General features: G+C 70.3%; 12 protein-coding genes. 11 read left to right on the forward strand and 1 reads right to left on the reverse strand.

Annotated elements, in window-relative coordinates:
- Positions 1–150 precede the first annotated feature (150 nt).
- From ACFYWG_RS19815 to ACFYWG_RS19855, 9 genes are all read left to right on the forward strand, one after another.
- Positions 151–939 (forward strand): enhanced serine sensitivity protein SseB, encoded by a 789-nt coding sequence (locus ACFYWG_RS19815; RefSeq protein ID WP_376329641.1) that lies wholly within the window; start codon positions 151–153, stop codon positions 937–939.
- Between the two features lie 124 nt (positions 940–1,063).
- On the forward strand, positions 1,064–1,864 hold the full coding sequence (locus ACFYWG_RS19820; protein ID WP_376329643.1) for an enhanced serine sensitivity protein SseB C-terminal domain-containing protein: 801 nt from the start codon (positions 1,064–1,066) through the stop codon (positions 1,862–1,864).
- Positions 1,865–2,192: 328 nt separating this feature from the next.
- The gene (locus tag ACFYWG_RS19825) at positions 2,193–3,200 is read left to right on the forward strand and encodes an ABC transporter permease (protein WP_376329646.1); all 1,008 of its coding nucleotides are present in this window, start codon (positions 2,193–2,195) and stop codon (positions 3,198–3,200) included.
- A 70-nt stretch (positions 3,201–3,270) separates the two neighbouring features.
- Entirely contained in the window at positions 3,271–5,061 is a 1,791-nt protein-coding gene (locus tag ACFYWG_RS19830) for an ABC transporter substrate-binding protein (RefSeq protein WP_383503537.1), read from the forward strand.
- Positions 5,062–5,169: 108 nt separating this feature from the next.
- A complete protein-coding gene (locus tag ACFYWG_RS19835) occupies positions 5,170–6,168 on the forward strand; it encodes an ABC transporter permease (RefSeq protein ID WP_356446951.1) in 999 nt (332 codons plus the stop codon).
- Positions 6,165–7,262, forward strand: a complete 1,098-nt coding sequence (locus ACFYWG_RS19840; protein ID WP_356446953.1) for an ABC transporter ATP-binding protein — start codon at positions 6,165–6,167, stop codon at positions 7,260–7,262. Before ACFYWG_RS19835 ends, ACFYWG_RS19840 begins: the two co-directional genes overlap by 4 nt.
- Before the next feature lie 23 nt (positions 7,263–7,285).
- Positions 7,286–8,584 (forward strand): ABC transporter ATP-binding protein, encoded by a 1,299-nt coding sequence (locus ACFYWG_RS19845; RefSeq protein ID WP_383503538.1) that lies wholly within the window; start codon positions 7,286–7,288, stop codon positions 8,582–8,584.
- A 63-nt stretch (positions 8,585–8,647) separates the two neighbouring features.
- Positions 8,648–9,322 carry a trimeric intracellular cation channel family protein gene (locus ACFYWG_RS19850; RefSeq protein WP_376329654.1) on the forward strand — a complete coding sequence of 225 codons (675 nt, stop codon included), beginning with the start codon at positions 8,648–8,650 and terminating at the stop codon, positions 9,320–9,322.
- A gap of 71 nt (positions 9,323–9,393) precedes the next feature.
- The gene (locus ACFYWG_RS19855) at positions 9,394–10,254 is read left to right on the forward strand and encodes a thioesterase family protein (protein WP_376329657.1); all 861 of its coding nucleotides are present in this window, start codon (positions 9,394–9,396) and stop codon (positions 10,252–10,254) included.
- Positions 10,255–10,341: 87 nt separating this feature from the next.
- On the opposite strand, the gene ACFYWG_RS19860 is transcribed toward ACFYWG_RS19855, so the two are convergent.
- Positions 10,342–10,980 (reverse strand): TetR family transcriptional regulator, encoded by a 639-nt coding sequence (locus tag ACFYWG_RS19860; RefSeq protein WP_376329660.1) that lies wholly within the window; start codon positions 10,978–10,980, stop codon positions 10,342–10,344.
- 115 nt (positions 10,981–11,095) lie between these two features.
- Between ACFYWG_RS19860 and ACFYWG_RS19865 the strand changes: the two genes are divergently transcribed.
- On the forward strand, positions 11,096–11,260 hold the full coding sequence (locus ACFYWG_RS19865; protein WP_369193606.1) for a hypothetical protein: 165 nt from the start codon (positions 11,096–11,098) through the stop codon (positions 11,258–11,260).
- Between the two features lie 48 nt (positions 11,261–11,308).
- A complete protein-coding gene (locus ACFYWG_RS19870; RefSeq protein ID WP_376329663.1) occupies positions 11,309–11,575 on the forward strand; it encodes a DUF4190 domain-containing protein in 267 nt (88 codons plus the stop codon).
- The last annotated feature ends 142 nt before the right edge of the window (positions 11,576–11,717 follow it).

Genomic DNA, 11,717 nt, shown 5'->3' on the forward strand with positions numbered 1-11,717 from the left:
TCCCTGTCCCAGCCCCCGGCCCCCGGTCCTCGGCTCCCGGCCCCCTGCCCCGGTCCCCGCCCCGGCGCGTGGCCCGTCCCGGTCGTGTCCGGCCCCGAGCCGTTAGCCTTCTGGCGGCACTGGCACTGGCGTGAGGCAGGCGGTAGGCAGATGGACGTTCCGGCGGACTTCCCGGCCGGGTTCCCGGCGCAGGCGCAGACCCGTTCGCACGGGGGATGGCCCGGCAACGAGCTGGAGGAGGTGCTCTCGGCCTCCCTGGGCGCCGGGCCCGCGGCCGGCGGCCGGATCGTCGAGGTGCTCGGGCGCAGCTTCGTCTGGGTCCCGCTGCCCAACGGCGGCGGCCCGCACAGCGGCCCCCTCGACCTGCCCGCCGTCGAGATGGACGGCCAGGCGTACGTGCCGGTGTTCAGCTCCGAGGAGCAGTTCCACCTCGTCGCCGGCTCCCACATGTCGTACACGATCGCGCCCGCCGTGGAGTTCGCCCGCGGGCTGCCCCCGCACGCCGGCATCGTGATCAATCCCGGCGGAGTGGTCGGCATCCCCCTGCCGCCCCCCGCTGTCGCCGAGCTGTGCCGCGCCGGGCGCACCCCGCTCGACGGACCCGGCAGCGGCGGCCGCGTCCGCCTGTACGAACCCGACTGGCAGGACGACCCGGTCGACTTCCTCGCCGCCGCCTCCACCGAGTTCGAGGCCATCGGCGTCGTCGTCACCGCCCGCCGCTGCCTCGCCGCGATCGAGACCGCCGACCCCGTGATGTTCGTGGGCGTCGAACTCTCCCGGTGGGAAGGGGACCTGCGCGCCCTGCCCCTGGAGGCGCTCACCCGGGCCGTCACCGCCGCGCCGGCCCCCTGGCCGGTCAACCTGGTGCTCCTGGACGTCACCGAGGACCCCGTGGGCGCCTGGATGAGGGAGCGGGTCCGGCCCTTCTACCAGCGGTAGCGGCCGGCCCGGCACCCCGGCGCACCCCCCTCGCGCCCGCACCGCCGCGCGCGGGCAAGTCCCGAGCCGGCGGGCGGGCTTAAGCTAGGTGACGGTCGAGGCGTTGTACGAAGGGGCGGTAAAGGTGAGCGCGAGCGGCACGGCCGCGGCCGGACAGGTCGAGCACATGCTGCGCCAGGTCACGCCCGGGCGCTACGACGCCTACGAGGCACTCCTGCGCGCGCTCGCGACCCCGCACACGGGCCAGATCTGGATGCTCCTGTGGCACGGCCAGGCCGGCTCCCCGGACGCCCAGTACGGAAAGATGGAGGTCGACGGCCACGGCTACGCGCCCTGCGTCACCTCCGCCCAGGAGCTGTCCGCCAGCGGCTGGAGCCGCTCCTACGAGGTGATCGACGGGCTGGACGTGGCCCGCGCCCTCTACCCCGACCACTACGGGCTCTGGCTCAACCCGCACGCCCCCGGCGGCGGCGTCGGCATCCCCTGGCTCGATCTGCGGCGGATCGCCACCGGCCTGGACCGCCAGCCGGCCGGCCCCCTGCGGCTGTCCGAACCGGCCATCGAGATCCCGCAGTTCTACGCCCTGCTCGCGCAGAACGCCCATCGCACCCCGGCCGTGCGCGCGCTGCGCCGGGCCTGGGTGCAGCCCGCGCTCGGCGCGCCCTACCTCGCCATCGGACTGGACGTGTACGACACGTCGCCGCCGGCCGTGGACGCCGTGCGCGCGATGATGCAGCAGTCCCTCGGCGCCGTGCCGGACGGGCTGCCCGTCTCGACCGTCGCCATGTCGGACGAGCACGACCCGGTCGCCATGTGGCTGCGGGTGAAGGCCCGCCCCTTCTACGACCGCGAGGCCCACGCCACCGCCCCCGTCCAGGCCCCCGCGTCCGGCTACGGCTACCCTCCCGCGCAGGGCAGGCTCTGAGGGCCTTCCCACCGCCCCGCCCGCGCGGCCGTATCGGGGCCCGGGGCCTCCTCTTCGCGCGTAGACGAGGGTGGAACGTCCCGACCCGATCAGGATGTCCCAACTTGCCTGTTACCGGTGGCCGTTACCCGCTGTCCGGATAACGGAATCCCCCAGACAGCATCACGTTTACGCATCCTTTCACCGCCAAGTCTGGCAGCAAAATGCCGAAGCGTTGAAGACTCCCCGCACCGGGGGTTGTTCGCCCCTGTGTACGACGGACAGACACGCCGCCACAGCGGAATGCGCGGACCGGCCACCGCCGGTTGAGAAGAGGGGTCCCTGCCTGATGACGGCACCATTGCACGAGCCGACCGCTGAAGCGGCTCCGAGTGCGGCCGAGGAAGCGGCAGTTACCGGCGTCAGTGCGAAAGCCGTACAGGGTCGTTCTCTGGGTCGGATCGCCTGGGAGCGCCTGAAACGGGACAAACTCGCACTGGCGGGTGGCGTCATGGTGCTCGCGCTCATAGCGATAGCACTCCTCGCGCCGGTCATCACGGGCCTGGTGGGCCAGGACCCCGAGTCCCGCCACGAGGATCTGATCGACCCGCTGTTCGGCACTCCCCGGGGGGCGTTGGGCGGCATCAGCGGCGAGCACCTGCTCGGCGTCGAGCCGGTGAGCGGCCGCGACATCTTCGCCCGCATCGTCTACGGCGCCCAGATCTCGCTCCTCGTGGGCTTCCTGTCCGCGATCGTCGCCGTCGTGATCGGCACCGTCCTGGGCGTCCTGGCCGGCTTCTTCGGCGGCTGGGTCGACGCCGTCATCAGCCGTGTGATGGACGGTCTGCTGGCCTTCCCGCAGCTGCTGTTCATCATCGCCCTGGTCTCCGTCATGCCGGGCGAGATGCTGGGGTTGACCGGCACCGGCGTGCGCCTGTTCGTGATGATCCTGGTCATCGGCTTCTTCGGCTGGCCGTACATCGGGCGCGTGGTGCGCGGCCAGACGCTCTCGCTGCGCGAGCGGGAGTACGTCGAGGCGGCCAGGTCGCTGGGCGCCGGCCGGTTCTACATCCTCTTCAAGGAACTGCTGCCCAACCTGGTCGCGCCCATCATCGTGTACACGACGATGATGATCCCCACCAACATCCTCACCGAGGCGGCGCTGAGCTTCCTGGGCGTGGGCGTCAAACCGCCCACGGCCTCCTGGGGGCAGATGCTCTCGAGCGCGATCGACTACTACGACTCGGACCCCATGTACATGGTGGTCCCGGGCGTGGCGATCTTCATCACCGTCCTTGCCTTCAATCTCTTCGGTGACGGCGTGCGTGACGCGCTCGACCCGAAGGGCTCCCGCTGAACTGCCGTACTCCAGCAACCCGTGGCATTTGGCACCGGGGCTCTCATCCAAATCCGGAGGATCCGAGATCGTGACTACCCAACGCACCTCAGGGCGGCGCAAGCAGGCCATGGCCGCTGCGGCCGTGGTCGCCGCACTGCTGACCACGGCGGCGTGCGGCGGCGGCAACGACGACGAGGGGTCGAAGAACGGCGCGGCCGGCTTCAACGCCGCCAACAACAAGGTCGCGCAGGCCTCGCTCGCCAAGAAGGGCGGCACCCTGAAGTTCGCCGGTGCCCAGGACGCCGACTCGTGGGACACCACGCGCGGCTACTACGGCTTCATGTGGAACTTCTCCCGCTACTACAGCCGCCAGCTGGTCACGAGCAAGACGGAACCGGGCAGCGCCGGTACCAAGCTGACCCCGGACCTCGCCACCGGCCTGGCCAAGATCTCGGACGACGGCAAGACCTACACGTACACCCTGCGTGACGGCGTCACCTGGGAGGACGGCAAGCCGGTCACCTCCAAGGACATCAAGTACGGCATCCAGCGCGTCTGGGCGCAGGACGTGCTGTCCGGCGGCCCGGTCTACCTCAAGGACGTGCTCGACCCCAAGGGCGAGTACGCCGGTCCGTACAAGGACAAGTCCGCGGACAAGCTGGGCCTGAAGGCCATCGAGACCCCCGACGACAAGACCATCGTCTTCAAGCTGCCGAAGGCCAACTCGGACTTCGAGGAGATGCTGGCCCTGACCTCGGCCTCCCCGGTCCGCCAGGACAAGGACACCAAGTCCAAGTACGGCCTGCGCCCGTTCTCCTCCGGCCCGTACAAGTTCCAGTCGTACAACCCGGGCAAGGACCTGACGCTCGTCCGCAACACCGAGTGGAAGCAGGCCTCGGACCCGATCCGCAAGGCGTACCCGGACAAGATCACGGTCAAGTTCTTCTCCAACGCCAACGACATGGACGCGCGCCTGATCGCGGGCGACTACGACCTGGACATCAACCAGACCGGCATGTCCCCGCAGGGCCGCACCACCGCCCTGAAGAAGCACAAGGGCAACCTGGACAACCCGGTCTCCGGCTACATCCGATACGCGGTCTTCCCGCAGAGCGTGAAGCCGTTCGACAACATCGAGTGCCGCAAGGCCGTCATCTACGGCGCCGACCACGAGTCGCTGCAGACCGCCCGCGGCGGCCCCATCGCCGGTGGCGACATCGGCACCAACATGCTGCCGCCGGCCGTCCCGGGCGCCGAGGGCCAGAAGTACGACCCGTACGAGCTCGCCGGTGCCAACAAGAAGGGCAACGTCGACAAGGCCAAGGAAGCGCTGAAGGCCTGCGGTCAGCCGAACGGCTTCAAGACCACCATCGCGGTCCGCAACAACAAGCCGGCCGAGGTCGCCACCGCCGAGTCCCTGCAGGCGTCGCTGAAGAAGGTCGGCATCACCGCCGACATCGACCAGTACGACGGCTCGCAGACGGCCGGCATCATCGGCAGCCCTTCGAACGTGAAGAAGAAGGGCTACGGCATCATCATCATGGGCTGGGGTCCTGACTTCCCGTCCGTGCAGGGCTACGGCCTGCCGCTGTGGGACAGCAGCTACATCCTCGAGAGCGGCAACAACAACTACGCCCTGATCAAGGACAAGAAGATCGACGGCCTGTTCGACCAGTACACCACCACCCTGGACGACGCCGACAAGACCAAGATCGCCACGGAGATCAACCACAAGGTCATGGAGGGCGGCTACTACCTGCCCTTCGTCTTCGAGAAGTTCATCAACTGGCGCTCCAGCCGCCTGGCCAACGTCTACACGACGGACGCCTACAGCGGCATGTACGACTTCGTCAACCTCGGTCTGAAGTCCGCGAAGTAACCGGCACACCCGCCGTACGGCACGAAAGGCAGGTGAAGGCCGGCGCGGCGTGACCTCGGGCCACCGGAAGACCTCCGGTGGCCCGAGGTCCGCGGTGGGCCGAGATCTGTGCTCGCTTACCTGATCAGGCGGCTGTTCGCCGCCGTAGTGATGCTCGCGGTCATCATCATGGTGGTCTTCGGCATCTTCTTCCTCGTCCCCCAATGGGCGGGCGTCGACATCGCCAGCAGCTTCGTGGGCAAGCAGGCCGACCCGGCGGCCGTCGAGGCCGTGCGGCAGAAGCTCGGCCTGGGCGAACCGATCTACGTCCAGGTCTGGGAGTTCTTCAAGGGCATCTTCGTGGGCCGCACGTACGCGGCCGGCGGTGACGTCACCGACTGCGCCGCGCCGTGCTTCGGCTATTCGTTCCGCAGCGAGCAGGCCATCTGGCCGGTGCTGACCGACCGCTTCCCGGTGACCCTGGGTCTCGCGCTCGGCGCCGCCGTGCTGTGGCTGCTGTTCGGTATCGCGGCGGGTGTCCTGTCGGCGCTCAAGCGGGGCAGCCTGTGGGACCGCGGCGCGATGGTCGTCGCCCTCGCCGGTGTCTCCCTGCCCATCTACTTCACCGGCCTGCTGAGCCTCGCGATCTTCTCGTACGGGCTGGGCTGGATCAACGCGGAGTACGTGCCCCTGGAGGAGAGCGTCACCGGCTGGCTCGGCGGCATGATCCTTCCGTGGGTCACCCTGGCGTTCCTGTACGCCGCGATGTACGCCCGCATCACCCGCGCCACCATGCTGGAGATCCTCGGCGAGGACTACATCCGCACGGCCCGCGCCAAGGGCCTGCGCGAGCAGGTCGTCATCCGCAAGCACGCCATGCGCTCGACGATGACGCCCATCCTCACCATGCTCGGCATGGACCTCGGCGCCCTCATCGGCGGTGCCATCCTGACCGAGACCACGTTCAGCCTGCCGGGTCTGGGCCAGGCCGTCCTCAACGCGATCAAGAACCAGGACCTGCCCATCATCCTGGGCGTCACCCTGATCACCTCGCTCGCCGTGCTCGTCGCCAACCTCGTGGTGGACGTCCTGTATGCCGTGATCGACCCCCGAGTGAGGCTCGCATGACCGAACTCAGCAAGACCGGTGCAGCCGTGGGCGAGCCCACCGGCGACTCCCCGGCGCCCACCGCCTTCCTCGAAGTGCGCGACCTGAAGGTGCACTTCCCCACCGACGACGGCCTGGTCAAGTCCGTCGACGGGCTCAGCTTCCAGCTGGAGAAGGGCAAGACCCTCGGCATCGTGGGCGAGTCCGGCTCCGGCAAGTCGGTGACCTCGCTCGGCATCATGGGCCTGCACACCGCCGGGCAGTACGGCAAGCGCAAGGCCCGGATCTCCGGCGAGATCTGGCTCGACGGCACCGAGTTGCTGTCCGCCGACCCGGACTACGTGCGCAGGCTGCGCGGCCGCGAGATGGCGATGATCTTCCAGGACCCGCTGTCCGCGCTGCACCCGTACTACACGATCGGCCAGCAGATCGTGGAGGCGTACCGGATCCACCACGACGTCGACAAGAAGACCGCCCGGCGCCGGGCGGTCGAGATGCTCGACCGGGTGGGCATCCCGCAGCCCGACAAGCGGGTCGACAGCTACCCGCACGAGTTCTCGGGCGGTATGCGCCAGCGCGCCATGATCGCGATGTCGCTGGTCAACAACCCCGAACTGCTCATCGCGGACGAGCCGACGACCGCCCTGGACGTGACCGTCCAGGCGCAGATCCTCGACCTGATCCGGGACCTGCAGAAGGAGTTCGGGTCCGCGGTCATCGTCATCACCCACGACCTGGGCGTCGTCGCCGAGCTGGCCGACGACCTGCTGGTGATGTACGGAGGCCGGTGCGTCGAACGCGGCCCGGCCGAGAAGGTGTTCTACGAGCCCCGGCACCCCTACACCTGGGGCCTGCTCGGCTCGATGCCGCGCCTCGACCGCGAGCAGCAGGACCGCCTGATCCCGGTCAAGGGGTCCCCGCCCTCCCTGATCAACGTCCCGTCCGGCTGTGCCTTCAACCCGCGCTGCCCGTATGCCGACCTGCCCAAGGGCGACGTCACCCGCACGGTCCGCCCCGAGCTGACCGAGGTCGGCAGCTCGCACTGGGCCGCCTGCCACATGACCGCGGAGCAGCGGGAGCGTATCTGGACCGAAGAGATTGCGCCGAAGCTGTGAGCGAGAATTCCAAGGACACGGCCGTGACCACTCCCGCCGAGAGCGACGGCACCGAGGCGACCGCCGGGGGCGCAGCCACCCTCACCGCGGACGCCGCCCAGGGCGAGATCCTGCTGAAGGTGACCGGCCTGCAGAAGCACTTCCCGATCCGCAAGGGCCTGCTGCAGCGGCAGGTCGGCGCCGTACGGGCGGTCGACGGCATCGACTTCGAGGTCAGGGCCGGTGAGACCCTCGGTGTCGTGGGCGAGTCCGGCTGCGGCAAGTCGACGATGGGCCGGCTGATCACCCGGCTGCTGGAGCCCACCGCCGGCACGGTCGAGTTCGAGGGACGCGACATCACGCACCTCGGCGTCGGCGGCATGCGCCCGCTGCGCCGCGACGTGCAGATGATCTTCCAGGACCCCTACTCGTCGCTGAACCCGCGCCACACCATCGGCACCATCGTCGGCGCCCCCTTCCGGCTCCAGGGCGTCACGCCCGAGGGCGGCGTGAAGAAGGAGGTGCAGCGGCTGCTGGAGGTCGTGGGCCTCAACCCCGAGCACTACAACCGGTATCCGCACGAGTTCTCCGGCGGCCAGCGCCAGCGCATCGGCATCGCCCGCGCGCTCGCGCTCAACCCGAAGCTGGTGGTGGCGGACGAGCCGGTCTCCGCGCTGGACGTGTCGATCCAGGCGCAGGTGGTGAACCTGCTGGACGACCTCCAGCAGGAGCTGGGCCTGACGTACGTGATCATCGCGCACGACCTGTCGGTCGTCCGGCACGTCTCGGACCGGATCGCGGTGATGTACCTCGGCAAGATCGTCGAGCTGGCCGATCGCGAGCAGCTCTACAAGTCGCCGATGCACCCGTACACCAAGGCCCTGCTGTCGGCGGTGCCGATCCCGGACCCGCGGCGCAAGTCGGCCAAGAGCGAGCGCATCCTGCTCAAGGGCGACGTGCCCTCGCCGATCTCCCCGCCGAGCGGCTGCCGCTTCCACACCCGGTGCTGGAAGGCGACGGAGATCTGCAGGACGACCGAGCCGCCGCTGCTGGAGCTGCGTCCCGGCCAGCGGGTCGCCTGCCACCACCCGGAGAACTTCGCCGACCAGCAGCCGCAGGACACCGTGCTGCTCACCGCCGCCAAGGAGGCCGCCGAGCTGGTGGCCGACGAGGTGCTCGCCGCGCCGGGGCGGACGCCCGAGCCGGCGGCGGACGAGCCCCCGGCCGGCGCCGGCACCGCCGAGGGCATGGGCGCCGCCAAGAGCGAGGACACCGCCAAGAGCGGGGACTCCGCCAAGAGCGAGGACTCCGCCAAGGGCGTGGACAAGAGCGAGGACAAGTAAGCAGGGCCGATTCCTTGCCTTTCAACGGAAGGCAAGGGTCGGCCACTGCGTAAGAATGTAAGGGTGCTCCAGCAACTCTTCAGTCCGTCCGTCCAGCACACGCTCGACCTGATCGGCATCTTCGTCTTCGCGATCTCCGGCGCGCTGCTGGCCGTGCGCAAGAACTTCGACGTCTTCGGCATGGCCGTCCTCGCCGAGGTCACCGCGCTGGGCGGCGGGCTCTTCCGCGACCTGGTCATCGGGGCCGTCCCGCCCGCCGCCTTCACGGACCTGGGGTACTTCCTCACCCCGCTGCTCGCCACGCTGCTGGTGTTCTTCCTGCACCCCCAGGTGGAGCGCATCCAGGTCGCCGTGAACGTCTTCGACGCGGCGGGCCTCGGCCTGTTCTGCGTCGCCGGCACCACCAAGGCGTACGACTACGGGCTCGGCCTGACCGCCTCCGCCGGCCTGGGGCTGACCACCGCGGTGGGCGGGGGCGTGCTGCGGGACGTCCTCGCCAACGAGGTGCCCTCCCTGCTGCGCTGGGACCGCGACCTCTACGCGGTCCCGGCGATCGTCGGCGCCGCCCTGGTCGCCCTGTGCATCCGTTACGACGCCCTCAACCCGTTCACCAGCTCCCTGGCGGTGATCACCGCCTTCGTGCTGCGCCTGCTGGCGATGCGCTACCACTGGCGGGCTCCGCGGGCCTGGCACCGGCGCTCGACGGTGAGCGAGGAGGAACAGCCCGTGCTGCCCTGACGGCCCGGCGTCGACCCCGGGGGAGAGCGCAAAAGCTACCGCTTAGTAGCTGATTCTTGTACTGTTCAGCCATGCCAGAAGCAGCCTCCGCCCCGGCCGTCCGGGCCACGATCGGCGACAGCGAGTTCGACCGCGACACCGCGCTGACCCGCCGCGCGCCGGGTGTGTACGACATCGACCTGTCCGCCGGCTGGACGATCATCAGCGCCGTCAACGGCGGCTACCTGCTGGCCGTCCTCGGCCGCGCCCTCGCGGACGCCCTGCCGCACGCCGACCCCTTCACCGTCTCGGCGCACTACCTGACCGCGTCCCAGCCCGGTCCCGCCGTGGTCCGCACGGACGTCGTGCGCGCCGGCCGCACCCTGTCGACCGGCCAGGCCTCGCTCCTGCAGTACGACGACGAGGGCCGCGAGGTCGAGCGCATCCGCGTCCTGGCCTCCTACGGCGACCTGGACGCCCTGCCCGACGACGTCCGCACCACGGCGCGGCCGCCCGCCATGCCGCCGCCGGAGCACTGCTTCGGCCCCGAGGACGGGCCCGCTCCCGTCGACGGCAGCTCGGCCATCACCGAGCGCCTGATGCTCAAGCTCGACCCCTCCACCCTCGGCTGGGCCCTCGGGCAGCCGTCCGGCAAGGGCGAGATGCGGGCCTGGTTCGGCCTGAAGGACGGGCGCGACCCCGACCCGCTCTCCCTGCTGCTCGCGGTGGACGCCCTGCCGCCGACCGCGTTCGAGATGGGGCTGAAGGGCTGGGTGCCGACCGTCGAGCTGACCGTGCACGTGCGGTGCCGCCCCGCCCCGGGCCCGCTGCGGGTGTCGATCACCACGCGCAACCTCGCCGGCGGCTTCCTGGAGGAGGACGCCGAGGTCTGGGACAGCGCGGACCGGCTGGTGGCGCAGTCCCGGCAGCTGGCCCGGGTGCGGCTGGGCTGACCCCCGCCGGCCCGCCAGGGCCTTCCCCTACGGCAGAGGCGGCGCGCTCGTGAACGGGCGCGCCGCCCCTGTGCGTTCGCGGGCGTATCAATCGAGCCAATGACGGCGGCCCAGTCCGATCAGCCGCATCTGCCGCGCGGCCACCCGCTCGACCTGCCGCTTGCGGTCCTCGCGCTCCTCCTGCGGACCCTCCAGCGTCTCCAGGAACAGCGACGCCGTGCTCAGCATCTGGTCCACGTAGAGGTGGGCCAGCATCAGCAGGTCGTCCCCGCTCCAGCCCTGCGACACCGGGTCCTTGGCCAGCTCGTCCCTCACCTCCCGGGCGAACCGCGACAGTTGCTCCCGTATGGCCTCGCGCACCGGCTGGACCCCGCCGTGCCGTTCCCGGGCGATGAACCGGACGTGCGCGGGGTACCCGTCGACGTGACGGGCGATCAGTTCGATGGCGCGCGTGACGCGTTCCTCGTGGTCACCCGTCGCGGACACCGTCGTCCGGATCATCGGGTGCAGGCTGCCCAGCGCCTCCTCGACCAGGGCCACGCCCAGATCCGCCGTGGAGCGGAAGTGGCGGTAGAAGGCGGTCGGGGCGACCCCGACCGCGCGGGTGACCTCACGCAGTCCGAGGCTGCTCAGGCTCTGCTCCTCCAGCAGCCCCAGGGCCGCGTCGAGGAGCGCCTGACGGGTCTTCTGCTTCTGGGCCTGCCGGATCCCGAGGGTGTGACTCATACCATGCAGTTAACAACTGTTCTCTGGAATTGGAAAGTCATGAGAGACGCTAGACTGGGAAGTCAGTGAACAACTGTAACCACAATCGTTCACCGAACTCAGGGAGCTGTTTCCCGTGCTGTTCATCGTCGCCGCGCTCCTGCTGCTGGGTGTCCTGCTGGGCACCGTGGCCCACGCGCCGCTCACCTTCTCCGTCGGCGCGGGCGTCGTCATCGCCGTCTGGCTCGCCGTCTTCGCGCTGCGCGAGCGCGGCCGCCGCCGCCACACGCAGGCCCACTGACCACCACCGACCGCCGCACGACCGCACCCCCTCCGGGAGTCGATCACCATGCAGCTCACCGCCCCGGCCTCGCGCCGCACCGGTCTCCGCGACACCGACGGCATGGCCGTCGCGTCCTTCGTCCTCGGCCTGCTCGGCCTGCTCGTGCTGAACCTCCTGCTCGGCCCCATCGCCATCGTGCTGGCGAGCGTCGCCCTGTGGCGCGGCACCGAGCGCCGCGGCCGCGCCCTCCTCGGACTCGGTCTCGGCATCGCCGACCTCGTGGTCCTGGCGGCCTTCATGCAGGCCGACAGTTCCATCTCCTGGAGCCTGTAGCCCCGCGCGCGAGCCGCCCGCGCCGCGAGGCTGCCGGGCCCGTGGACGACGGGCCGTCGCCGCGCACCGCCGCGCACCGCCGCGCGCGAAGCGGCCCGGGTCCGGCCGGACGCGCGCCGGGACCCGTCCGAGGGGAGCCGTA

This window comes from Streptomyces sp. NPDC003456, assembly GCF_042878735.1.
In the GTDB taxonomy this organism is placed as follows: Bacteria; Actinomycetota; Actinomycetes; order Streptomycetales; family Streptomycetaceae; genus Streptomyces.